General features: G+C 33.4%; 22 protein-coding genes. 17 read left to right on the forward strand and 5 right to left on the reverse strand.

Annotation, left to right across the window (positions count from 1 at the left end; all coding sequences use genetic code 11):
* Window positions 1-138: 138 nt before the first annotated feature.
* The 14 genes from AST02_RS08805 to AST02_RS08870 all read left to right on the forward strand — a co-directional run bounded on the left by AST02_RS08805 (window position 139) and on the right by AST02_RS08870 (window position 16,149).
* Window positions 139-675 (forward strand): GNAT family N-acetyltransferase, encoded by a 537-nt coding sequence (locus AST02_RS08805; protein WP_069817484.1) that lies wholly within the window; start codon window positions 139-141, stop codon window positions 673-675.
* 138 nt (window positions 676-813) lie between these two features.
* Complete coding sequence (locus AST02_RS08810; protein ID WP_069817486.1) at window positions 814-1,566, forward strand: sirohydrochlorin chelatase; 753 nt, start codon at window positions 814-816, stop codon at window positions 1,564-1,566.
* On the forward strand, window positions 1,535-1,999 hold the full coding sequence (locus AST02_RS08815) for a precorrin-2 dehydrogenase/sirohydrochlorin ferrochelatase family protein (protein ID WP_069817488.1): 465 nt from the start codon (window positions 1,535-1,537) through the stop codon (window positions 1,997-1,999). Before AST02_RS08810 ends, AST02_RS08815 begins: the two co-directional genes overlap by 32 nt.
* On the forward strand, window positions 1,992-4,397 hold the full coding sequence (gene nirB / locus AST02_RS08820) for a nitrite reductase large subunit NirB (RefSeq protein WP_069817490.1): 2,406 nt from the start codon (window positions 1,992-1,994) through the stop codon (window positions 4,395-4,397). Before AST02_RS08815 ends, nirB begins: the two co-directional genes overlap by 8 nt.
* Window positions 4,398-4,399: 2 nt before the next feature.
* Complete coding sequence (locus AST02_RS08825; protein ID WP_069817492.1) at window positions 4,400-4,714, forward strand: nitrite reductase (NAD(P)H) small subunit; 315 nt, start codon at window positions 4,400-4,402, stop codon at window positions 4,712-4,714.
* The gene (cobA, locus tag AST02_RS08830; RefSeq protein ID WP_069817494.1) at window positions 4,705-5,652 is read left to right on the forward strand and encodes a uroporphyrinogen-III C-methyltransferase; all 948 of its coding nucleotides are present in this window, start codon (window positions 4,705-4,707) and stop codon (window positions 5,650-5,652) included. The genes AST02_RS08825 and cobA overlap by 10 nt, the downstream gene beginning before the upstream one ends.
* Before the next feature lie 279 nt (window positions 5,653-5,931).
* A complete protein-coding gene (locus AST02_RS08835) occupies window positions 5,932-9,615 on the forward strand; it encodes a nitrate reductase subunit alpha (protein WP_069817496.1) in 3,684 nt (1,227 codons plus the stop codon).
* A complete protein-coding gene (gene narH / locus AST02_RS08840) occupies window positions 9,605-11,173 on the forward strand; it encodes a nitrate reductase subunit beta (RefSeq protein WP_069817498.1) in 1,569 nt (522 codons plus the stop codon). The genes AST02_RS08835 and narH overlap by 11 nt, the downstream gene beginning before the upstream one ends.
* The gene (gene narJ / locus AST02_RS08845) at window positions 11,166-11,741 is read left to right on the forward strand and encodes a nitrate reductase molybdenum cofactor assembly chaperone (protein WP_069817500.1); all 576 of its coding nucleotides are present in this window, start codon (window positions 11,166-11,168) and stop codon (window positions 11,739-11,741) included. The genes narH and narJ overlap by 8 nt, the downstream gene beginning before the upstream one ends.
* Window positions 11,734-12,411 (forward strand): respiratory nitrate reductase subunit gamma, encoded by a 678-nt coding sequence (gene narI / locus AST02_RS08850; RefSeq protein WP_069817503.1) that lies wholly within the window; start codon window positions 11,734-11,736, stop codon window positions 12,409-12,411. Before narJ ends, narI begins: the two co-directional genes overlap by 8 nt.
* A 14-nt stretch (window positions 12,412-12,425) precedes the next feature.
* Window positions 12,426-12,878 carry a nitrate respiration regulation accessory nitrate sensor NreA gene (nreA, locus tag AST02_RS08855; RefSeq protein WP_069817505.1) on the forward strand — a complete coding sequence of 151 codons (453 nt, stop codon included), beginning with the start codon at window positions 12,426-12,428 and terminating at the stop codon, window positions 12,876-12,878.
* Between the two features lie 9 nt (window positions 12,879-12,887).
* On the forward strand, window positions 12,888-13,922 hold the full coding sequence (locus tag AST02_RS08860) for a sensor histidine kinase (protein ID WP_069817507.1): 1,035 nt from the start codon (window positions 12,888-12,890) through the stop codon (window positions 13,920-13,922).
* 21 nt (window positions 13,923-13,943) lie between these two features.
* Entirely contained in the window at window positions 13,944-14,597 is a 654-nt protein-coding gene (nreC, locus tag AST02_RS08865) for a nitrate respiration regulation response regulator NreC (RefSeq protein WP_069817654.1), read from the forward strand.
* Between the two features lie 385 nt (window positions 14,598-14,982).
* On the forward strand, window positions 14,983-16,149 hold the full coding sequence (locus AST02_RS08870; protein ID WP_069817509.1) for a nitrate/nitrite transporter: 1,167 nt from the start codon (window positions 14,983-14,985) through the stop codon (window positions 16,147-16,149).
* A gap of 86 nt (window positions 16,150-16,235) precedes the next feature.
* Here AST02_RS08870 and AST02_RS08875 read toward each other — a convergent pair whose 3' ends face one another.
* Both AST02_RS08875 and AST02_RS08880 read right to left on the reverse strand, forming a co-directional pair.
* Window positions 16,236-16,670, reverse strand: a complete 435-nt coding sequence (locus AST02_RS08875) for an Hsp20/alpha crystallin family protein (protein ID WP_069817514.1) — start codon at window positions 16,668-16,670, stop codon at window positions 16,236-16,238.
* A gap of 379 nt (window positions 16,671-17,049) precedes the next feature.
* Window positions 17,050-17,490 (reverse strand): MarR family winged helix-turn-helix transcriptional regulator, encoded by a 441-nt coding sequence (locus tag AST02_RS08880; protein ID WP_065338657.1) that lies wholly within the window; start codon window positions 17,488-17,490, stop codon window positions 17,050-17,052.
* Window positions 17,491-17,947: 457 nt separating this feature from the next.
* Here AST02_RS08880 and AST02_RS08885 point away from each other — a divergent pair, with 457 nt between their 5' ends.
* Window positions 17,948-18,304, forward strand: a complete 357-nt coding sequence (locus tag AST02_RS08885; RefSeq protein ID WP_069817516.1) for a DUF3139 domain-containing protein — start codon at window positions 17,948-17,950, stop codon at window positions 18,302-18,304.
* Between the two features lie 223 nt (window positions 18,305-18,527).
* Here the strand turns inward: AST02_RS08885 and AST02_RS08890 are convergent, their stop codons facing one another.
* Both AST02_RS08890 and rsp read right to left on the reverse strand, forming a co-directional pair.
* Window positions 18,528-18,875 carry a DUF4889 domain-containing protein gene (locus tag AST02_RS08890; protein WP_069817518.1) on the reverse strand — a complete coding sequence of 116 codons (348 nt, stop codon included), beginning with the start codon at window positions 18,873-18,875 and terminating at the stop codon, window positions 18,528-18,530.
* A gap of 156 nt (window positions 18,876-19,031) precedes the next feature.
* Window positions 19,032-21,134, reverse strand: a complete 2,103-nt coding sequence (rsp, locus tag AST02_RS08895; protein WP_069817520.1) for an AraC family transcriptional regulator Rsp — start codon at window positions 21,132-21,134, stop codon at window positions 19,032-19,034.
* A 225-nt stretch (window positions 21,135-21,359) separates the two neighbouring features.
* On the opposite strand from rsp, the gene AST02_RS08900 reads away from it, so the two are divergent.
* Both AST02_RS08900 and AST02_RS08905 read left to right on the forward strand, forming a co-directional pair.
* Complete coding sequence (locus AST02_RS08900; protein WP_069817522.1) at window positions 21,360-21,935, forward strand: peptidoglycan recognition protein family protein; 576 nt, start codon at window positions 21,360-21,362, stop codon at window positions 21,933-21,935.
* A 141-nt stretch (window positions 21,936-22,076) separates the two neighbouring features.
* Window positions 22,077-23,519 (forward strand): sucrose-specific PTS transporter subunit IIBC, encoded by a 1,443-nt coding sequence (locus tag AST02_RS08905; protein WP_069817524.1) that lies wholly within the window; start codon window positions 22,077-22,079, stop codon window positions 23,517-23,519.
* Window positions 23,520-23,632: 113 nt separating this feature from the next.
* Here AST02_RS08905 and AST02_RS08910 read toward each other — a convergent pair whose 3' ends face one another.
* Window positions 23,633-24,571 (reverse strand): magnesium transporter CorA family protein, encoded by a 939-nt coding sequence (locus AST02_RS08910; protein ID WP_069817527.1) that lies wholly within the window; start codon window positions 24,569-24,571, stop codon window positions 23,633-23,635.
* Between the last annotated feature and the right edge of the window lie 35 nt (window positions 24,572-24,606).

The following is a 24,606-nucleotide window of genomic DNA, read 5'->3' on the forward strand; positions in this document are numbered from 1 at the left end:
TTTTTTCGTTTTTAAAACATAATAATTGACTCAATAATTAAGAAGCCATATTGTATTGATATGATTGTAAATGGTTTATGATTATTTTAGGGATGTTATCCATGAATGAATAAGCTATAAATGAGAAGGAGTGACAAAATGTCTGAATATAATATAAGAGTTGCTGTGGAATCTGACGCGGAAGCATTACAAAAATTGATGTATGAATCTTTTACCCCGTTAAGAGAATTAGGTATAGATTGGCCATCAGTTAATGCGAATGTTGAATTAGTTAAAAAGAATATTAAAACAAGTACGATGTTTGTACTAGAAGATGAGCATGAAATAATTTCAACACTTACTGTACGTTATCCTTGGGAAGGAAAACGTCGTATCTCAATATATCCGTTTGTTTGGTGGTTCGCTACGAAGCCGTCATATGATGGTAAAGGTATTGGAAGTCAGTTGTTAAAATATGTTGAGGAGACTTATTTAAGAGACACACTTAAAGCACCAGCAGTGACGCTTGGTACATCAGCACGTTTACACCCTTGGCTACTAGATATTTATAAAAAACGTGGCTATGAAATATACGGTGAGCATGAGAGTAACGATGGAGATTTAGGAGTTATTATGAGAAAAGTGCTTATACCAGAAAGTTTTGATGAAGAAGTGTTAGGTACGCCACCATTTTAATAAATTGAATAAAATGCATAGGGAATCCCATTAGTAATTGAATAAGGGGATTCCCTATTTTTGATTTATTATGTGATTTTATTCACAAAACCAACTGGATTTATATTACAATGCAAGTGTAAAGAAAGGGGGCATCACATGACAGAGCATATACTTGTTATTCATGGCATGAATAAAGGGAAACAAAATAAAGCACTTCATCATTTTTTGGAGCAATTGTTAAGTCGTAACATACATGATTATCATATTGCTTTCTTAGAAAGTAAAAATCAAAGTCTTGAACAAGTACTAGACAAACTTATTCAACAGGGTACTAAAAGTTTTAATATCATTCCACTTTTGCTTTTTCCAGCAAAGCATTATTTAGAAGATATTCCTATGATTTTAAAACTTTATAAGTATAGATATCCACATATTAAATATAAATTTGCTGAGCCACTTGGCACACATAAATTAATGACAACGCTAGTTAAACAGAAAATTTTAGCTAAAGTTAAAAAGCATCCTAAAATACAGCATATTATTTTAATGGCTCATGGCAGCGAACGTTATCGTCATCCTGATATTGCTTTATGGCAGTTAACTCAAGCGTGTGATGTTTTTGAAACACCTATTTCTATGATGACATTATATGGTGACTACAGTTATCGCTTTAAGTTACAGCACTATTTAAAAAATAATATAGACATATTGATTGTCCCCATATTTTTCTATGACGGCTTTTTGGTGAACAAAGCAAAATACCATATAGCACATATGAATGATGATTGTAATATTCATTATGCATCAGCTATTAATTTCGACCCTTTGCTCTCAATGATAATCACAGAAAGAATTAAACAATTAGAGGTGTTAGAAAGTGTATCCAATTCAACTCAACTTGTCAGATAAACGTGTTGTAGTGGTTGGCGCAGGTAAAGTTGCGTATAGAAAAGTACGACAACTTATTAAGGAAGATATACAGTCGCTAGTTATTATAAGTAAAAAATTTTTACCAGAATTTTTTGAAATGGAATATCCTAAAATGAAGTTGTTTACAAAGTGTTATGACAGCGAAGATATTAAACATGCGGATATTATTTTTGCTGCAACAGATGACGAAGATATTAATAATCTAATTAAGCAAGAGGCAAAGCCTTATCAACTTGTTAACCATATCAGTGATAAAGCGCAATCTGATTTTTATAATATGTCAGAAATAAAATACAAAGACATAAACATTCATTTTAGATCAAATGGCACAAATTGTAGCGGAGTGAAACAACTATCAAAGGCAGTACAAACATTTTTAAATGAAGTGTATGAGGAGGAAGACGATGTCTAAAAAGCAGTTAGTAATGATTGGTAATGGTATGGCGGGCATACGCACGATTGAAGAAATATTAGAACGCGATGCACAACAATATAACATAACGATTATCGGTAAGGAACCCTATCCAAATTATAATCGAATCATGCTATCAAATATATTGCAGAAAAAGATGACAGTGGATGAAACCATTATGAATCCTTTTGAGTGGTATAAAGACAATGATATTCAGCTGATTACGAATGATCCAGTAGTAGAGATTAATCGAGAACTAAAACAAGTGATTACGGCTAATGGCCTAAGATGTCATTACGATATTTGTATATTTGCTACGGGTTCAAGCGCTTTTGTATTACCTATACCAGGGGCGACTTTACCGAGTGTAATAGGTTGGAGAACAATCGAAGACACTGAGCGTATGATTGGAATTGCTAAAACAAAGCAACATGCTATCGTAATTGGCGGTGGTTTGCTGGGATTAGAATGTGCCCGTGGATTAATGGACCAAGGTATGGAAGTCACTGTGGTACATCTTGCTGAATGGCTTATGGAAATGCAATTAGATAGAAAGGCTGCAGATTTGTTGAAAACAGATTTAGAAGCACAGGGAATGAACTTTAAATTGCAGGCAAGTACACAAGAAATACTTGGACAAGAAGATGTTACAGGCGTTTTATTAGCAGATGGAACAACATTAGAAGCAGATTTAGTGGTCATGGCAGTTGGTATTCGACCGTATACACAAGTTGCACAGGAAAGTGGCTTAAAAGTGAATAGAGGTATTGTCGTTAATGATTATATGCAAACGAGTGATGAAACTATTTTTGCAGTAGGTGAATGTGCAGAACACAATGGTAAAGTATATGGATTAGTTGCACCATTATATGAACAAGGTAAAGTGTTAGCAGACCATTTAACCGGTCGAGAAACAGAAGGTTATCGAGGTTCCACAACATTTACTTCTTTAAAAGTTTCGGGCTGTGATTTATATAGCGCTGGTCAAATTACAGAAGGTATAGATATCCAAGGTGTAGAGGTTTTTGACAGTGTTAATAACCACTATAAGAAAGTGTTTTTGAAAGATGACAGCATTGTTGGAGCAGTTTTATACGGCGATATTGATGATGGTCCGAGATTTTTTAATATGATGAAAAAACAAGAACCATTAGAGGATTATACTATGGTTTCACTTATGCATAAAGGTGGAGAAACGCGTGAAATAAGTATTGCTGACATGACAGATGATGAGACAGTGTGTGGGTGTAATGGAGTCAGCAAAGGTAAGATTGTGAGTGTGATTAATGAACATGGTCTTACAAGTGTAGAAGCAGTCACAAAAGAAACAAAAGCTGGCAATTCTTGTGGTAAGTGCAAAGGACAAATTGGTCATATTTTAGAGTATACATTAGGTGATGATTTTGTTGATTCTAAACCATCTGGTATATGTGCATGTACTGAGCTCACACGTGATCAAATTGTTACGCAGATAAGAGCAAAAGGATTGAAAACGTCTAAGGAAGTACGCCATGCGCTCAATTTTAATGATAAGGCAGGTTGTCCAAAGTGTAGACCAGCTATTAATTATTATTTGAATATGGTTTATCCATTTGAGCACAATGACGAGATTGAATCACGCTTTGCAAATGAACGCTATCAAGCCAATATTCAAAATGATGGCACATTTTCAGTAATTCCCCAAATGCGCGGCGGTGTTACGAATGCAGATCAATTAATACGTTTAGGAGAAGTTGCTAAAAAATATGATGTGCCATTAGTGAAAGTGACAGGTTCTCAACGTATAGGCTTGTATGGTGTTAAAAAAGAATTACTACCACAAATATGGGCTGATTTAGGTATGCGTTCTGCTTCAGCCTATGCGAAAAAGACGCGCTCAGTTAAAAGTTGTGTCGGTAAGGAATTTTGCAGATTTGGTACGCAATATACTACACAATTAGGTATTCGTTTAGAAAAAACATTCGAATACATCGATACGCCACATAAATTTAAAATGGGTATCTCTGGTTGTCCAAGAAGCTGTGTAGAATCTGGTGTTAAAGACTTTGGTGTCATCAGCGTTGAAAATGGGTTTCAAATTTATATTGGGGGCAATGGCGGTACGGATGTAACAGAGGGAATGCATTTAACTACCGTCGAAACAGAAGATGAGGTCATTAAATTATGTGGTGCGATGATGCAATATTATAGAGAAACTGGTATTTATGCAGAACGTACTGCACCGTGGATAAAACGATTAGGTTTTGAAAATGTTCAAGCAGTTTTGTTAAATCAAGAAAGACAAGACGATTTGTTTAATCGTATTATGGAAGCGAAAAAAGCTATAGAAGCTGAACCATGGTCACACATTTTAAATAATGAAGCGGCACAAAAAATATTTGAAGTGGAGAAAGTTTAATTATGAAAGCATTAGAAAAAATAAAAGTAGCAACGGTCGATGAGCTTGTTCCTTTAGTTGGCAAAAAGGTAATCATAAACGATATCGAAATTGGTTTATTTTTAACAGAATCAGGTGAAATACACGCAGTTCATAATAGATGCCCTCATAAGCAAGGACCACTTTCAGAAGGTACAGTGAGTAGTGAATTTGTATATTGTCCTTTGCATGATCAAAAAATAGATTTGAAAACGGGGCTCGTACAGCCACCAGATACAGGGTGTGTGGATGTTTACGCTGTAGAAATTCATAATGGAGCTGTGTATATATGCCTCTAAATACTTATGGCAAGGTATATCTCATAGGTGCTGGACCTGGGCATCCGGAATTATTAACAAGAAAGGCCGAACGTCTCATTCGAAGTGCAGATATCATATTGTATGACAGATTAGTCAATCCATTCATTTTACAATTAGTGAGACCAGAAATTGAAATTATAAATGTGGGTAAGGAAGCATACCGTAAGCATATACAACAACAAGTCATAAATGAAAAATTAATTTCAGCTGCAAAGCAACATAGATGTGTTGTTAGATTGAAGGGTGGAGACCCGGCAATTTTTGGTAGAGTCCATGAAGAGGTAGTTACATTATCACAAGCTGGCATTGATTTTGAAGTTGTACCAGGTATTACAACAGCGAGTGCTGCTGTAGCCTCAGTAGGTTTAGGATTAACAATTCGAAATATCGCTCATAGTGTCACTTTTGCTACAGGATATCTGAATAAAAGTAATCAGCAACAAGTTGATGTTACAACACTTATAAACGGAGGTACGTTAGCTATTTATATGGGTGTGAAGCGATTGAGTGAAATTATGAAGGATATATATCAGACTACACAAGTTGATTATCCAGTCTTGCTTATATTTAATGTTTCTTCTTATAATGAAAAACACATCATAGGTAGGGTAACTACAATTGCGGAGCAGGTTTCTGATGATTTAGAACATATATCACCTGGCATGGTGATTGTTGGAGATATAGCAGCCTGTGAAAATATTAAAAGTGCTTTAAACCAATGTATGCCTAAGAAATATTTAATTACTGGACCGCGTTTAGAAGCAATTAAACAAGCATTCGATATCTATGAAAAAGATGGATGGTGCATAATTAATCCTGATGAAAAGCATGAACTTCATCACAGCCAACAGTTGTTTATAGAACAACAATTAATGCAGCATTTTGATGAAGAAATTCACACTAAGGATATAAAATAAGGTGATTTCAGAGGATAACTGATAACACCAAAATAAAAAATGATGAGGCTGGGACATATCACATGTCTCAGCCTCCATTTTTATATTTATGTCTTATTAAATTGCTTTTGCACACGAGTAGATGCTTAAAAACTAAGGGTATTTCCATCTCTTATTAGGTGATTCCCTAATATTTGAAATTTGTGAAAAAATGTACAATTTAGTTAAGCAGTGAATGAAGTGAACCATAGAATCCTACTTTAAAAATTTTACTGGCAATGATCTGAGAGGGTGTTTTCAATGAAAAAATTTGGATTAAGCTTTTTTAAGCCGACTGAAAAATTTAATGGTAACTGGTCAGTCTTAGAAAGCAAGAGTCGGGAATGGGAAAAAATGTATAGAGAAAGATGGAGTCATGACAAAGTAGTTAGAACGACTCATGGCGTGAATTGCACAGGTTCTTGCTCGTGGAAAGTATTTGTGAAAAATGGTGTGATTACATGGGAAAATCAACAAACAGACTATCCAAGTTGTGGACCTGATATGCCTGAATTTGAACCTAGAGGCTGCCCACGTGGTGCTTCATTTTCTTGGTATGAATATAGTCCTTTAAGAATTCGTTATCCATATATCCGTAAAAAGTTGTGGGAACTTTGGGTAGAAGCCCTAGAAACTCATGATAATAATACGATAGAAGCTTGGGCGTCCATCGTAGAAGATGAGGAAAAAGCAAAAATATATAAACAAGCACGAGGCAAAGGTGGATTAGTGAGAACGAATTGGAAAGACGTAGGTAAACTCATATCTGCACAAATTATTTATACCATTAAAAAATTTGGTCCAGATAGAATAGCTGGTTTTACACCGATACCTGCCATGTCTATGTTGAGTTATGCTTCTGGTGCACGATTTGTGAGTTTACTTGGTGGAGAAATGTTGAGTTTTTATGATTGGTATGCAGATTTGCCACCTGCTTCACCTCAAATTTGGGGTGAACAAACAGACGTACCTGAATCCAGTGATTGGTATAACGCTTCTTACATTATGATGTGGGGTTCTAATGTACCGATGACCCGTACCCCAGACGCACATTTTATGACTGAAGTTCGATATAAAGGAACGAAAGTGGTATCAATTGCACCTGATTATGCAGAGAATGTGAAATTTGCAGACAATTGGTTAGCGCCACACCCTGGTTCTGATGCAGCACTTGCGCAAGCGATGACGCATGTCATACTACAAGAACATTACGTTAATCAACCTAATGCGCATTTTATAAATTATTCAAAACAATATACAGATATGCCATTTATTATCATGCTAGATAAAGATGAAAATGGTTTTAAAGCAGGTCGTTTCTTAAGAGCAAATGACTTAGGCGAAACAACAGAGCATAGTGAATGGAAGCCTGTTATTTTTGATAAAATCACTCAGGACTTAACGGTTCCAAATGGCACAATGGGACAACGTTGGGAAAAAGAAAAACAATGGAATTTAAAACTAGAAAATGAAGACGGTAGTAAAATTGATCCAGCACTGAGTCTTGTAGAAGATCATTTTGAATTAGAAAAAATACAATTTCCATATTTCAATAATGAGGGTAATGGCATTTTTGAACGACCAATTGCGGTTAAAAAAATTACCCTTGCAAATGGAGAAGAACGCTATATAACTACAGTTTATGATTTAATGACAAGTCAATATGGTGTGAAAAGATTTAATCATGAATTAGAAGCCAAGGACTACAAAGATGCAAATTCATATTATACACCTGCATGGCAAGAAACGGTGACTGGTGTGAAACAAGATGTAGTTACACAAGTGGCACGTGAATTTGCGCAAAATGCAATTGATACAAAGGGTAAATCGATGATTATTATGGGCGCAGGTATTAACCATTGGTTTAACTCAGATACGATTTACCGTTCTATCTTAAATTTAGTATTACTATGTGGTTGTCAAGGTGTGAATGGCGGCGGATGGGCGCATTATGTTGGCCAAGAAAAATGTAGACCAATTGAAGGATGGAATACACTTGCATTCGCCAAAGATTGGCAAGGACCACCGAGATTACAAAATGGTACAAGTTGGTTCTACTTTGCAACAGATCAGTGGAAATATGAAGAATCTAATGTGGATAGTATAAAATCCCCATTAGCGGAGAATATTAAGCATCAACATCCAGCAGATTATAATGTGCTAGCGGCTAGATTAGGTTGGTTGCCTTCGTACCCACAATTTAATAAAAATAGCTTGTCATTTGGTGAAGCAGCAAGAGATGCGAATGAATTTAATGATGAAGCGATTTTAAAACGCGCAGTAGATTCAGTGAAATCAAAGGAAACACAATTTGCAATTGAAGATCCTGATTTGAAAAAGAATCATCCAAAAACGTTATTCCTTTGGCGTTCTAATTTAATATCTAGTTCTGCGAAAGGGCAAGAGTATTTTATGAAACATTTACTCGGCGCGAAGTCGGGATTATTGGCAGAACCGAATGAAGAAGTAAAACCAGAAGAGATTCAATGGAGAGAGGATACTGAAGGTAAGTTAGATTTACTTGTATCACTAGACTTTAGAATGACTTCGACACCGCTCTACTCAGACATTGTCTTGCCTGCTGCGACATGGTATGAGAAGCATGATTTATCATCTACGGACATGCATCCTTTTGTACATCCATTTAATCCAGCGATAGACCCTTTATGGGAATCACGTTCAGATTGGGATATTTTCAAATTGTTAAGTAAAGAAGTATCAGAAACTGCGAAAAAACATCTGACAGGCGTATACAAAGATGTCGTAACTACACCTTTAGCTCATGATACGCAACAAGAAATATCAAATGTGAACGGTATTGTAAAAGACTGGACTAAAGGTGAAGTAGAAGCCATTCCTGGTAAGACAATGCCAAGCTTTACAGTTGTTGATCGAGATTATACAAAAATATTTGATAAATATGTCACACTCGGGCCTTTATTAGAAAAAGCTAAAGTGGGTGCGCATGGTGTGAGTTTTACAGTGTCAGAACAATATGAAGAGCTGAAACATATGGTCGGTACTTGGAATGATGAAAAAGAAGATTCAGTGAGAAATGGTAGACCTAGAATAGATACTGCAAGACGTGCAGCAGATGCTGTATTGAATCTGTCTTCAGCTACAAATGGCGAATTATCACAAAAATCTTATGAAGATCTAGAACAACAAACAGGCATGCCATTAAAAGATATTTCTAGTGAACGTGCATCAGAAAAAATAACGTTTTTAAATATGACGGCCCAACCAAGAGAAGTTATTCCAACTGCAGTGTTTCCTGGTTCAAATAAAAATGGACAGCGTTATTCACCTTTTACAACGAATATCGAACGTTTAGTTCCATTTAGAACATTAACAGGACGTCAAAGTTATTATATTGATCATGAAATATTCCAACAATTTGGAGAAAACTTACCTGTCTATAAACCAACTTTGCCACCAATGGTATTTGGGACAAGGGATAAGCATGTCACGATGGATGATCAAACGCTCGTATTACGTTACTTGACGCCACATGGTAAATGGAATATTCATTCTACTTATCAAGACAATCAACATATGTTGACACTATTTAGAGGTGGCCCAACGGTTTGGATTTCAAAAGAGGATGCAAAAGCACATGACATTGCAGATAATCAATGGCTAGAAGTCTACAACAGAAACGGAGTAGTAACGGCTCGAGCAGTTGTGTCACACCGTATGCCAAGAGGTACGATGTTTATGTATCACGCTCAAGATAAGCATATTGAGACGCCAGGATCTGAAATTACTGAAACAAGAGGTGGCTCTCATAATGCACCAACACGAATACATTTAAAACCAACACAACTTGTAGGTGGTTATGCGCAAATCAGTTATCACTTTAATTATTATGGTCCTATTGGAAACCAAAGAGATGTTTATGTAGCTGTTAGAAAACTGAAGGAGGTTGACTGGCTTGAAGATTAAAGCACAGATCGCAATGGTATTAAACTTAGATAAATGTATAGGTTGTCATACTTGTAGTGTAACTTGTAAGAGTACATGGACAAACCGCCCCGGAGCAGAATATATGTGGTTTAACAACGTAGAAACTAAGCCAGGTATTGGTTACCCAAAACGATGGGAAGACCAAGAACAGTATAAAGGTGGATGGTATTTAAATAAAAAAGGAAAACTAGAACTTAAATCTGGTAGTAAATGGTCAAAAATAGCATTAGGTAAAATATTTTATAATCCAGATATGCCAGTGATTAAAGACTATTATGAGCCGTGGACGTATAATTATGAACACCTTACGACAGCTAAAGCAGGTAATCATTCACCAGTCGCTAAAGCACATTCTCTAATATCAGGTGAGAAATTAGATTTGAATTGGGGGCCTAACTGGGAGGATGATTTAGCAGGTGGACACATTACTGGACCAGAAGATCCTAATATTCAACGTATTGAAGAAGATATCAAATTTAAATTCGATGAAACCTTTATGATGTACCTACCAAGATTATGCGAGCATTGTTTGAACCCGAGTTGTGTTGCCTCATGTCCTTCCGGTGCAATGTATAAACGGGACGAAGATGGGATTGTGCTAGTCGATCAAGAGGCTTGTCGTGGTTGGAGATATTGTATGACAGGTTGCCCATATAAAAAAGTTTATTTTAACTGGAAAACAAATAAAGCAGAGAAGTGTACATTTTGTTTCCCACGTATTGAAGCAGGCACGCCTACAGTATGTTCTGAAACTTGTACTGGACGTATGAGATATTTAGGTGTTTTATTATATGATGCCGATAGAGTTGAAGAAGCGGCTAGTACAGAAAATGAGCAAGATTTATATGAAAAACAACTCGATTTATTCTTAAATCCATATGATGAATCAGTGATTGAACAAGCGCAAAAAGATGGCGTTTCAATGGAATGGATTGAAGCAGCTCAAAATTCACCAGTTTACAAACTCGCTATTGAATATAAACTTGCGTTTCCATTGCATCCTGAATATCGCACTATGCCAATGGTTTGGTATTGTCCACCATTGAGTCCAATCATGAGTTATTTTGAAGGGCAAACGGCAACAGATGCAAATAGAAATCCTGATATGATTTTCCCGGCAATTGAAGAAATGAGATTACCAATTCAATATTTAGCGAATTTATTTACTGCTGGAGATACAGAATCAATTAAAATAGCGTTGCAACGTATGGCAATTATGAGAAGTTATATGCGTGCAGAAGTGACAAACAAACCATTTGATACAGATAAATTATCAAGACTTGGATTAACTGAACGCCAAACAAAAGATATGTATCGCTTGTTAGCTATAGCGAAATATGAGGACCGCTTTGTAATTCCAACATCTCATAAAGAAGACTATATAGATACGTATCGTGCTCAAGGTAGCCAAGGTTATGGCGGAGAATACTTCGGTTCTAATTGTGAAGGATGTGGCGTGCCTGTGGGTACAGCATCTGAAAAATCAGGACAAGAGATATACAATGAAAATTTCTATGGAGGGATTTTCCGTGATTAATTTAACGCAGTATTATTATTATCAAGAAACTTTTGGCTACTTAGCTCAACAGTTGGAATTTCCTGAAAAATTGACATTTCATCCGAAAACATTTGAAGAAGTGATTGATTTGAGCCATCCAGCGTATGATGATTTATTAATGTATCGTGAAAAAATACATGAACGCAGTCTGTTGGAAATTAAACAATTGTATTCAGACACATTTGATTTTAATAAAAAGGCACCACTTTATATGACTTACAATAAATTTGATACACAAAAGGAACGTGGGCAATTACTCGCTAAATTAAAAGTACTATACGAGATGTTTGGATTGGAAATGGCAGCCAACGAATTACCGGATTTTTTACCCTTAATGCTAGAATTTTTATATATTGCACAATGGCAAAATGATCCACGCGCACAAGGAAATATTGAATTTATCATCATGATTATTGAAGATGGTACCTATGCGATGGCACAGCAATTAAAAGAAAAAGATAGCCCATATTATTACTTGATAAAAGGCTTAAGAGCTACTTTAAAAGCGTGCATCGAGCCTGTATCAGAGGTGAAGACAAATGTTTAATCAATTTTTATGGGTGATTGTACCTTATCTTTGCGTAGCTATTTTTTTAATTGGGCACATTGCACGATTTAAATTTGATCAATTTTCATGGACTGCTAAATCTAGTGAATTTATTGAAAAGAAACAATTGAAATGGGGCAGTCTCATGTTCCATTTAGGCATAATTCCCGTAGCTATGGGGCATTTTGTAGGCTTAGTTATACCTGCATCTTGGTTATCAGCAGTCGGTGTTAATGATCATTTGTATCATATAGGAGCAGTGTATATTGGGAGTATATTTGGTATAATAACTATGATAGGTATGTTGTTGCTAACCGCACGCCGTGTAACTAAAAAGAACATTAGAAAATTGAGTTCTGCCTCAGATATTATTGTGAATTTTTTACTTTTATTCATTGTTTTTATGGGCTGTTATGCTACTTTAGTGACAAATGCAACGATACCAACATTTGATTATAGAGAGACAATATCAATATGGTTTAGACAACTATTTATGTTTTCTCCTGATGCTACTTTAATGACGCAAGTACCACTCGCGTTTAAGATGCATATACTTCTAGGATTTGTGATTATGGCTTTTTGGCCGTTTACTAGATTAGTCCACGTATGGAGCGTGCCGCTAACTTATGCAAGTCGTAGTTACATTATTTATCGAAAGCATAAAGTGTGAATGGAGGCGAAAGATTGAGCCTATTATCTTTTAATGAACAAGTGAATTATCAAGCCGTTTTAGACACATTACGTATTGAAGAAGGTTTTGATTTTGCAGGATTGGCATTTTACAAAGATGAAAACCAATTTTCACCTATAAAATGGAATTATGTATCTGGAAGTACCAATGCTCGCTATAAACTCATTGTGCTTAGAATAGGTAAAGGGATTGCAGGAAATGTGATGAAAACAGGTAAGCGAATGGTGATAGAAGATATCAATCAATTTCTCTTACCGAGCGAAAAACATAAATATCCAATCGTATTATGTGAACGGCTAACAGCAGTGATAGCAATACCATTATGGTATGAAAATCACGTTTATGGTGTGCTATTATTAGGTCAAAGAAATAATAGACCACTACCTCAAACATGTCACTCTATTTCAATCGCAAATAAATTGGGTGTTTTTAATGAAGAAGACTAGGTGATTTTTATGAAAACGAATCAAATGGAAAATATAGACCAATTGTTAGTTCAATATTTTAATAATACGAGTGAAAAAATAGTATTTGTTGATAAACATGGTCAAGTGATAGCGATGAATAAAGCTGCTCATGATATTATTTCACCGGATAATGACTACCAAGAAATGACTAATACGATATGTAGTCGCTGTGATGGGTATACAAATGAGTATGATTTACAATCATGTACAAATTGCTTTTTAGAAGCTGAGTCAGTAGGAAATACAAGTTTTCAAGTATTTATGAAAACGACGCGTGGTACAGTTGAGCCTTTTACAGCGACATATCAAACTATTGATGAAACAAAAGATATTAAAGCATTTACATTACAAAATGTTTCACCTCAAATAGAGCGTCATGATAAGATGTATCAGCGAAAAATGATGCAAAAAACGATATCTGCACAAGAAAATGAAAGAAAAAGAATCTCACGTGAATTACATGACAGTCTCGTACAAGAAATGTTAAATATCGATGTGGAATTACGGTTGCTAAAATATCATAGAGAAATGCAAACTTTGGTAGATAATTCTAAGCGTATAGAAGGATTAATGTCCAAATTGATAGATGATATTCGTAATTTATCTGTTGAATTGCGACCGTCATCTTTGGATGATTTAGGTTTAGATGCAGCATTTAAAACCTATTTCAAACAAGTTGAAGCCAATTATGGCATACGCATAGAATATCATTCTAACCTAGCTTCACATCGCTTTGATAGTGAGATTGAAACAGTCGTATATCGTGTTGTTCAAGAGGCGTTGTTTAACGCAATAAAATATGCCGGTGTAGATACTGTCGATATTGATTTGCATGTAAACGATCATAAATTAATTGCAGAAATTATAGATAGAGGTAAAGGCTTTATTAAAACAGATCAACCACAAGGTACTGGACTAGGACTTTATGGTATGAATGAACGCGCAGAACTCGTCAATGCAGAAGTAAGTGTTGATACACAAATTGATAGAGGTACGATCGTTACATTAGAAGTTCCAATATAAGGGAATAAGGAGAAATTAATGTTGAGAATAGTGATAGCAGATGATCATGCTGTTGTGCGCACAGGATTTTCTATGATTTTAAACTATCAAGAAGATATGGAAGTCGTTGGGACAGCAGCTGATGGTGTAGAAGCGTACCAGAAAGTAATGGAATACAAGCCAGATGTTTTAATTATGGACTTAAGCATGCCACCGGGTGAATCAGGGCTTATTGCAACAAGTAAAATTTCTGAGAGTTTTCCAGAAACTAAGATATTAATATTAACGATGTTTGACGATGAAGAATATTTATTTCATGTATTAAGGAATGGTGCAAAAGGTTACATTTTAAAAAATGCGCCAGATGAACAGCTTTTATTGGCTATAAGAACCGTTTATCAAGGTGAAACTTACGTAGATATGAAACTCACAACATCGCTAGTGAACGAATTTGTTAACAATTCGTCTCAAGATACTCAAGCGAGTAATGATCCCTTTAAAATTTTATCTAAAAGGGAAATCGAGATTTTGCCTTTAATTGCAAAAGGCTATGGCAATAAAGATATCGCTCAAAAGTTATTTGTATCTGTTAAAACGGTGGAAGCACATAAAACACATATCATGCAAAAACTAGACTTAAAAACGAAACCTGAATTAGTTGAATATGCAATGAAGAAAAAACTAGTCGACTTTTAAATCACATAGATTCATCAATATAGTGTTAGCGCGAAAAATGATTATCCTATTCAGTCATTTTTTCGCGCTAACTTTTTTTATAAAAGATTTGTTTACTGTGCTGTGAAACTGAAATATAAAGTAATAATAATGGCTAATGAATATAGGGGAAACCACTCATTAACTTAAGGGATAATCCTTATGTTAATTTTTTCACAATAATCATAAAATAAAAGTGTAGCCAGTATTTTGTAAACAAAAAGCATTTTTTAATTCGCTTATATTACACCAGTTTTAACTTTCATAAATATTAAATAATGCCCACATTTTTTGAATTATAGAGTAATTGCGAAATACTGGCTATTTAATCATTGAAATTAAATAGATGAAAATGAAGGTGAAATGAATGAACAAAGCAAGTGGTGGTTTCCAACTTAGCTTACAAACGCTAAGTCTTGTAGTTGGATTTATGGCTTGGAGTATTATATCTCCATTAATGCCTTTTATCTCCCAAGATGTTAATATCACGGGGAATCAACTTTCAATTATTTTAGCAATACCTGTTATATTGGGTTCTATTTTAAGAGTGCCATTTGGATATTTAACTAATATTATTGGTGCTAAATGGGTGTTTTTCTGTAGCTTTATTATTTTATTATTTCCTATTTACTTTTTAAGCCAAGCTCAAACGCCGGGCATGTTAATGGCTTCTGGTTTCTTCTTAGGTGTAGGGGGCGCAATTTTCTCAGTCGGTGTCACTTCAATACCTAAATATTTCCCTAAAGAAAGAGTAGGACTTGCTAATGGCATATATGGTATGGGGAACATTGGTACTGCAATTTCTTCATTTTTAGCTCCACCTATTGCAGGTATGATTGGATGGCAAACGACAGTTAGAAGCTATTTGATTGTTATTGTATTATTTGCAATTTTAATGTTTCTACTAGGTGATGCGAATGAGAAAAAAATAAAGGTGCCACTAGTTAAGCAGTCTAAAAAATTAATGAAAGATCTTAAGCTTTATTATTTATCATTATGGTATTTTATTACATTTGGTGCTTTTGTAGCGTTTGGATTATTTTTACCGAATTTTTTAGTTCAAAACTTTAACATTAGTGAAGTAGATGCTGGTATTAGATCTGGTATCTTTATCGCGTTAGCCACTTTTTTAAGACCACTGGGTGGGATTTTGGGCGACAAATTTAACGCAGTTATTTTATTAATGATAGATTTTGTATTTATGATTATAGGCGCAATTATTTTAGGATTTTCAAGTCATATATTATTGTTTACAATCGGTTGCTTACTTATTAGTATCTGTGCAGGTACTGGTAATGGTCTTGTATTCAAACTCGTTCCATTCTATTTTGCAAAAGAATCAGGAGCGGCGAATGGTATTGTTTCAATGATGGGCGGGCTTGGTGGTTTCTTCCCTCCAATTGTCATATCATATGTTACGATGATGACCGGTACGAGCCATTTAGCATTTATATTTTTAGCATTCTTTGGTGTTATTGGCATCATTACCATGCTACATATCGTAAAAAAAGAAAATTTGAGACTGATTTCTTAAAATAGGTGGAAATTAAAATTAAGATAACAAATAGCGCTACATTACCAACTTATGGAAATGTAGCGCTATTTGTTATCTATGAATGTTTAGTCTATTTCGATGTTTGATTTCGGTTGTTCTTTTTGCTCTTTTTTAGGCAATGTTACAGTGAGTAAACCATTTTCATAAGAAGCTTTGATACTACTATCATCAACATTTTCAAATGGGAATTGACGGCTCAAATCACTGTGGTTACGTTCTTGGTGTAATGCACGTTTAGTGTCGTTTTCATCTTGAACTTCGACAGTTTGTTTACCTTCAATCGTTAGTAAATTATTTTCAAATTCTAAACTAATATTTTCTTTTTTAATACCTGGAAGTTCAGCTTCAACGATATAGGCGTTGTCTAATTCTTTAATATCTGATTTAATACTCTCAGTGCCAGGAAATTGTTCGAAAATTTGTTTCCCAAAATCTCTGAATAAATCACCTGGATTTACATCGATAAACGGATTGTTAAAATTTTTATTTTCAAAAGTCATGCTACATCTCTCCTCAGCGTAGTTTAATTGTTATATTTAATCGAATGGAATTGAAGTTTAAGTTATAAAAATTATAAAATTAAGGTGAACACCTAGTTTACCTTACAAATACATTATAATAAAATAGTCAAAGAAAATCAAAGTCAAACTATTAATCATTGTATTCATATTATTTTAGCATGAAAGTTGAAACATTTTAAAATGAAACGTTAGGATCTAGAGCCTGTTTTATAAGTAAGTATTTAGATAGTGTCGTTTTAGAAGTAAAGTAAAATAAGTGGGTATTGTAGTAAGTAGGATTAAAAAGAGGAGAGTCGAAGATAAAAATGTTATGTATGTATTACATTGTCCCATTTAACCTCAACAAACCCCATATGAATTAAATATCTTTTGCGAAATGTTTATTAACAAATTTTTGCAATGTATCTTTTAAATCTATAGCTTCATCTATGTCCATGTCGAATTCACTAAAAACTTTTTTTGAAACTTTTGAAAGTGGTTCTTGCACGTTTGTCCCTTTATCAGTAAGTGCAATTTGTAAATTACGTTCGTCATCAATCTCACGAGTTCTTGTTACGTAACCTTTTTTCTCAAGTTTTTTTAACAAAGGTGTAAGTGTTCCAGAATCTAAAAAGACACGCTCACCAAGCGTCTTAATATTAATTTTTTCGTCCACCTTAATTGCGAGTAAAACGATATAACCTGTATATGTTAAATCATACTCTTTTAAATGAGAAGTATACTTCTTAATTATTTCTTTAGAAGAAACATAAAATAGAAAGCATAGTTGCTGTTCCAGGTAGCTGTCCTTTTCCTCCATTTAATCACCCCTTTTGAAATTTAACCATATTATGAACACCATTCATTGTCAAGGAACGGTTGCGCACCTCTATATATAGCTTTTTATACTATTTTTTAACTATTATCTTATTAAATAAGTAAAAATTTAATGCTATAACATGCCGCACGTCTTAATTACCTTGAATTCATATAAAGATTATAGGCTTTAAATCAATACGACTAACTTTGAAATGAGATTGATGTATTAAATGATATTAAGAAATGTTAACTTGATGTTTGTATTAATCTGAAATATAAGGAGATTTTGTTACAAAACAGTTATAACGCTTTATAATTGTATTATAATCAGTCATACTATTAATATTATGAATTTAAATGAGCGAGTATTAATGATTTGAGTAAGATATAACTTACATATTAGGTTAATGACTTACTTTACTATAGAAAGATATCGCGTTAACTAGAGGAGATTATAAATGAAGACATTTTTTAAAGTTATGGGTGTATTAATTGTAGCGCTTATAATTTCAATTGTATTTTTCTTTGCCATGAGAACATACCAAGGGCATAAACATTTAGAATTAGTTGATCATTATATGAAAGATCAAAATTTGACAGAGAAAATTAAATCTGAAGAAACGCTGTACAGTGCTAAAAAAGGTTTGTTTTATAAAGAAGTCAAATTTAAAGATGATCCAAAACATACTTATGTAGTTCAACCCATCAGTATGACTACAGGAATTGTAGTTCAAGGTTTTGATCCAGAGACAAATAAAGATATCAAAGGCGCTAAGCATAATGCATTTAAAAAAGATTATAAAATTAAAGACTAACTAAGAAAATAAAAACGTGGATAAACCAAGTGCTATAAAAGCATTTGGTTTTTCTTTTTAAGTGTTTTTTTTGACATAATATTTGTTCGTTAATTTCATTATTACTTGGTCTTTACGTAGATTATATCGATTTAAAAAAAGCAGTTAAATTTCCACTTAAGAAAATTTAACTGCTTTTATTTTTATGACGTAAAGTACTTTAGCATTTGCATAATCGCTTGGATTACATGCCTTTCATGTCACCCATGTCATGAATTTTCATCATTAAGCCATGTGGCATATCGTCATGATCGATAACTTCCATTTCGCTATAAGTATCGTCACCTTCAGCTTTTACTAATTTAACAAAATCTCCGCTCTTAGGTGAAAATCCAGATTCAGAAGGTAACTTCACATCTTCTTCTATCTTTTTATCTTTTTCGCTGATTACTTTTTCAGCTGTTGTACTGTTTTCCATATAACCATAATAAGTCTCTTTTGGACCACTAGACATCATCATAACGATTAAAACAATAGCAACAATTAACATCACTGAACTAATAACAATTGCAAACATTTTTTTGTTTTTCAAAGTTGAAATCTCCTTTATATCCGTTTCTTCTTTTATATCTGAAATGCTAAAATAATGCAATTATAAAGTGGATAATTATATTCGTTTTATAATAAATAGTACGATTTTAGACTTATTTATAAGATAAGCTAATTTAAGTATAACATTGATTGCTATTTAGGATGGTGAGATACGTATATACTTTAGCTCGTCATAATGAAGTTCAAACTCTAGAGGATTCGCTGTTCGTATAAATTGTTTTATCTCAGCTTTTGGCGTATTTGCTTGTTCTATATAATGCAAGAGTGTGCGTTCGATATAGGTTTCATTTAATAAAGGTGGTAAGGCGTAATCAATAAAACCATGTTCTCTGTTAAGTGTTTGTATAAATAGCATTGCCTTAGTAGGTAATACATGAGGTCTTAGGACAAATTTATGTACTTCTTGTGGTGAAAAGCGATGTTTCAATGAATTAAATAATAATATGTGTATATTTTGAAAATCTTTAAAAACGATATAATTTTCATGAATTGATAAAGGTTTGCCAATAAAAGGTTTTACAATTTGATATAGATACATTAAGGGCTCATATATTCCGTGACGATTCATTAATGCAATATCCATGCTATCTTTAGTCATTAATTCGTAACCTACGCCACACCCGCGATTGAGCATAATTAATATATGACACATTAAGTCAGCAGTTTCTAAAGGTGTATTTTCTTTATATAATTTAAAACACTTTTTGGTGAGTTTGGTATATACAAATTTAGAAGTGTGAATGTGTGATGCGTCAATGAGTTGGTTATAGTAATCAAAATAGCTCATTGAATGATTAAACATATTACTTTTTTTATTAAGCAATGATTGGACATCTTTTTGTTCAATATCAATAAAGTAAAAATCAAAGTTAAATCTGCGTAATATATCAAATGCACTTTTTAAGGCATGCGTTTGTTTGATTACTCCTTCAACTGTTATAGCTAATTTTACATGTATATTTAAATCTTGTACTTTAATATATAAACGGTTAATTTCTTTTAATGACAAATGTTCAGCATCGAAAAGCATTATAAAATTATAGTTAGATTGTTGTTGAGGATAATCATTTTTATATTTTAAAAATTGTAAGATGATATCTTGAATAAATTTAAATTGATGACTAGATTTAATCTTAATTGCGATACCTACATTATTTGAAAACAATGAATCAATGAAATCAATCAAACCAGTGAAATTCAACTTTTCTAAAGCAAGCTTACTAATATTGTTAATCATTAAATAGGATTCGGATAAATCAGTAAAATTGAGATTGGTGTTTAAAGTTGATTGAACTATGTCCATTAAGTCATCGATGTGAATAAAAAGCGTCGGTGTTTTTGCAATATCTTTGTAGGTTAATTGATCCAATTCGATATTGATTTGATTAGATGGCAATGGCTTTTCTACTGAAATAGATTCGAAATAGGGGATATAATTACTAACGTCTTCGTTAATTAGCTTAACAGGAATACGTTGTAATACCATGAACTTTTTCCTGTATTCATTAGGTGTCATATTCAAGTGGTTTTTAAATTGATGTGTATAATTTGGATAATGATTAAATCCCATATTTTCTGAGATGGTATGGATTGTCTCCTTACTATGTACTAATTCTGCTAAGGAGGCGGCTACCTTTAAGCTAGCAATATAATGTTTGAAACTTATGCCTAAGTATTTCTTGAACAAAATAGAGATATACGGTGCTGATATATAAAAAGAATTAGAAATATCTTTTGAAAAAATAGGCTGAGTGATATGAGCTTTAATAAATACAGTGATTTTATTTAATAAATTACTTTCAGATTGAATAGAAAGTACATAAATAAAATCTTGTTTAATTTTAGCTTCTTTATTTAAAATGGTAATAAGTTCAATGATATTTGAAGATTTCGTATCGTTTAAGCGACTTAATTGCTCAATCATAGTTAATGTTAAATATTTGAGATATTCACTAGAATTTATCAATTTGAAATTATAATAACAATGAAAGAATGATTGATCTATTTCCGCAAATTGCTGTACAGGTATTGTTAATTCAACAAGTTGTTCAGCGTTCGTTATTTGATATAAATCGCTATGATTGATAACGATAAGATTGCTGCCAACAGACTCATGTTTCCCATTGATTACGACGTCAAGTTGGTTATTTAAAGAAAATAACAAGATTACTCGGTCGATACAACGTCGTGTGTATGTACTTAAATATTCATGAATACATAGTGTTGTACTTTCCATCATAAAAGCAACTCCTAATAGAAAAATGATTTGTTGAACAAATTCCATTATATAATAAAATGTTGTGAACAGTAATACTTTAAATATAAATGTTTTTGAATATAATGTTGTTATAACGATGTAAAAATTAAATATAGAACAACTTAAAATGAAGCGCGTATAAATTTTCACTATACAATAACGCATTTTTAATTCATATACGTATTATTTAGAGGAGGTTATTCATTTATGAATCATATTTATTCCAACTTTTATACCACATACAATAAAATAACTGATTTAAAACCTTATATATTAGGCATTGTACTTCATGATGATGCTGAGAATTATACTGCCAAAGATTATATAGATTGGCTAAATAATAGAATCGAAAAAAATGAACTTGAAAAAGGATGGGCAAGTGTTTATGTAGATACGGATACTTGCTATTGGTTTCACCCAACTGAATATGTTGAATGGCATTGTGGTAGCGCCTATGCCAATACACATTTTATAGGTATAGAACGATGCCAATCTAAAAGAAATGGTGTGCTTACAGACCAAGAATTTATGAAAAATGAAGAAGTTAGTTTTTGGGTTGCTGCGCTATTATTAAAAAAATACAATTTACCAGTTAACAGAAATACCGTTAGAATACACAAAGAATTTTTTGAAACTGAATGTCCAGACAGGGCATGGAAGATTCATCTTGAAGATGCACAGACAAATCCAGAATCTATAATAAAACTAAAAGATTATTTTATAAGTAAAATTAAAGGATACTATAATAAAGTTGTTGATTCTGAACTCGAAAATATAGGCTGATCATCATTTAGTAAGTGGCACATATCTCGTGGAATAAGTAGTGTAAAAGTTCGTTCAGCTATTGCGTAATTCATTGGAACCGGTTACAATAAAAATATTCATATTTATGGAACCGGTTCTATTTAAATGGGAGGTATAGAGATGAACTATAAAAAATCTGCTGCAGAAATACTACAAGCAATCGGTGGAGAAAAAAATATAGATGCGATGGCACATTGTGCTACACGATTACGTCTTGTTCTTAAGGATGAAAGCTTAGTAGATGAAAAAGAATTATCCGAAATGGATGTTGTGAAGGGAACATTTTCTACCGGGGGCCAATATCAAATTATTATAGGTTCGGGTACTGTGAATAAGGTGTTTGCAGAGTTAGAAAGCATAACAGGTAAAGAAGCTGCTACGACATCAGAAGTAAAAGCAGAAGGTAATAAAAACATGAATCCATTCCAGAGGTTTGTGAAAATGTTATCTGATATATTTGTGCCAATTATTCCTGCAATCGTAGCAGGTGGTTTATTAATGGGGATTAATAATATTCTAACAGCACCAGGTATTTTCTATGATAAACAGTCGTTAATAGAAGTACATAATCAATTCAAAGGTCTGGCAGAAATGATTAACATTTTTGCGAATGCGCCGTTTACGCTACTGCCAATTTTAATTGGATTTAGCGCTGCTAAACGCTTTGGAGGAAACGCCTTTCTTGGCGCAGCCTTAGGGATGATTCTTGTACATCCAGAGTTAATGAGTGCCTATGATTATCCCAAAGCTTTAGAAGAGGGGAAAGAAATACCTTCTTGGAATGTACTTGGTTTAGAAATAAATCAGGTAGGTTATCAAGGGCAAGTATTACCAATGTTAGTAGCTGCTTACATTTTAGCTAATTTAGAAAAAGGTTTACGTAAAGTAGTACCAGCTGTATTAGATAATTTATTAACACCGTTACTTTCAATTTTAGTAACTGCATTTTTAACATTTTTATTTGTTGGACCCATTACACGCACATTAGGTTATTGGTTGTCTGATGGACTAACATGGTTATATGAATTTGGTGGCGCAATTGGAGGACTTATTTTTGGATTGTTATATGCGCCAATTGTAATTACAGGTATGCACCATAGTTTTATTGCAATTGAAACACAACTCATTGCAGATAGTGCTTCCACAGGTGGTTCATTTATTTTCCCAATAGCAACGATGTCCAACATAGCGCAAGGTGCAGCAGCTTTAGCCGCGTTCTTTATTATAAAAGAGAACAAGAAATTAAAAGGTGTAGCATCTGCTGCGGGCATCTCAGCACTTTTAGGTATCACGGAACCTGCAATGTTTGGGGTGAATCTAAAATTAAGGTATCCATTCATTGGAGCGATTGTAGGTTCAGGTATTGGTTCAGCTTACATCTCATTCTTTAAAGTTAAAGCAATTGCTTTAGGTACTGCAGGACTTCCAGGTTTTATATCTATTAGCGGCCAGAATAACGGTTGGTTACATTATGGTATCGCCATGCTCATTACCTTTATCGTAGCCTTTGCGGTTACGTATGGTCTATCTTTTAGAAAAAACTATAAAAATGAAGTAGGATAATTATATAAATTCTAGTGAGATTTAGACTTTTGCTATAACGCATAAAAATAAACCCAACGTTAAATTACAATGTGGGTTTATTTTTATGTTAAATATCAATTTTTAGGATGCCTTCAAAGCTTTTGTTTACGCCACAAAAATGCGCCGACAATCGTCACGATGACTAATGAAATGGCAATGACAATCAGCCATGATACATAGCTGTGATCATCTATAGGTAAGGGTACATTCATACCAAAAAAACTAAAGACCAATGTAGGCAAGGTTAAGAAAACAGTAAACAACGTTAATGTCTTCATCGTATTGTTCATTTCATTAGAAAGCAACGAAGCGTAAGAAGTTGTAATACTCTCTAAAATGTCCGTATATAATTTTGTGGTTTCTAAGGCTTGGTTATTCTCGATAACCAAGTCTTCCAACAAATCTTCATCTTCATCAAAACGCTTAATCGCAGGTAGTCGGAATAATTTTTTGATAATAGCTTCATTGCCTTTAAGTGCAGCAAGAAAATATACTAAACTTTTCTCGACTTCCATTAAATTATAAAGTTGTTTATTCGTGACATTATTTTTTAAATCACGTTCGATGCGTAATCTTGTTTTATTGAGTAATCTAAGATTTCTATTATAGTGGTTGGAAATTGTCAGTAATATATTAAGCGCAAAGCGACTATGAAAATGTAGATTAATATTTTGGCGATTAAACTTTTCAAGAAACTCATTTTCAGTATTACATACGGTTATTATTTTTTTGTTACCAATGATGATACCTAAAGGAATAGTAATAAATGAAAGTACTTTTAAGTTTGTATCATTAACAACTGGGATATCGAGAATGATTAGTGAATAACGTGTATCTTCATCATACTCTACACGAGCGCTTTCTTCTGTATCTAATGGGTCCCGAACAAAGTCGTCTGGAATACCGTATAAATTTATTAAAGATTCAATTTCTTCCCAATTTGGATCAACTACATTTATCCAGGAAGCGGATTGATCTAATGGAGATTCAACAATCTCATGTGTTTGTGTGTGTTTATATGCAGTAATCATAATACAAATAGTTCCTTTCTCTAAAATTCTTTTTA

Origin of the sequence: Staphylococcus equorum, assembly GCF_001747895.1 — a bacterium.
Lineage (GTDB): Bacteria > Bacillota > Bacilli > Staphylococcales > Staphylococcaceae > Staphylococcus > Staphylococcus equorum_A.

Bases quoted from the DNA above. Each gene is read 5' to 3' on its own strand.
- AST02_RS08805 (WP_069817484.1), top strand. From the start codon at position 139: ATGTCTGAATATAATATAAGAGTTGCTGTGGAATCTGACGCGGAAGCA.
- AST02_RS08810 (WP_069817486.1), top strand. From the start codon at position 814: ATGACAGAGCATATACTTGTTATTCATGGCATGAATAAAGGGAAACAA.
- nirB (WP_069817490.1), top strand. From the start codon at position 1,992: ATGTCTAAAAAGCAGTTAGTAATGATTGGTAATGGTATGGCGGGCATA.
- AST02_RS08825 (WP_069817492.1), top strand. From the start codon at position 4,400: ATGAAAGCATTAGAAAAAATAAAAGTAGCAACGGTCGATGAGCTTGTT.
- cobA (WP_069817494.1), top strand. From the start codon at position 4,705: ATGCCTCTAAATACTTATGGCAAGGTATATCTCATAGGTGCTGGACCT.
- AST02_RS08835 (WP_069817496.1), top strand. From the start codon at position 5,932: ATGAAAAAATTTGGATTAAGCTTTTTTAAGCCGACTGAAAAATTTAAT.
- narI (WP_069817503.1), top strand. From the start codon at position 11,734: ATGTTTAATCAATTTTTATGGGTGATTGTACCTTATCTTTGCGTAGCT.
- AST02_RS08860 (WP_069817507.1), top strand. From the start codon at position 12,888: ATGAAAACGAATCAAATGGAAAATATAGACCAATTGTTAGTTCAATAT.
- AST02_RS08870 (WP_069817509.1), top strand. From the start codon at position 14,983: ATGAACAAAGCAAGTGGTGGTTTCCAACTTAGCTTACAAACGCTAAGT.
- AST02_RS08875 (WP_069817514.1), bottom strand. From the start codon at position 16,670: ATGACTTTTGAAAATAAAAATTTTAACAATCCGTTTATCGATGTAAAT.
- AST02_RS08880 (WP_065338657.1), bottom strand. From the start codon at position 17,490: ATGGAGGAAAAGGACAGCTACCTGGAACAGCAACTATGCTTTCTATTT.
- AST02_RS08885 (WP_069817516.1), top strand. From the start codon at position 17,948: ATGAAGACATTTTTTAAAGTTATGGGTGTATTAATTGTAGCGCTTATA.
- rsp (WP_069817520.1), bottom strand. From the start codon at position 21,134: ATGATGGAAAGTACAACACTATGTATTCATGAATATTTAAGTACATAC.
- AST02_RS08900 (WP_069817522.1), top strand. From the start codon at position 21,360: ATGAATCATATTTATTCCAACTTTTATACCACATACAATAAAATAACT.
- AST02_RS08905 (WP_069817524.1), top strand. From the start codon at position 22,077: ATGAACTATAAAAAATCTGCTGCAGAAATACTACAAGCAATCGGTGGA.
- AST02_RS08910 (WP_069817527.1), bottom strand. From the start codon at position 24,571: ATGATTACTGCATATAAACACACACAAACACATGAGATTGTTGAATCT.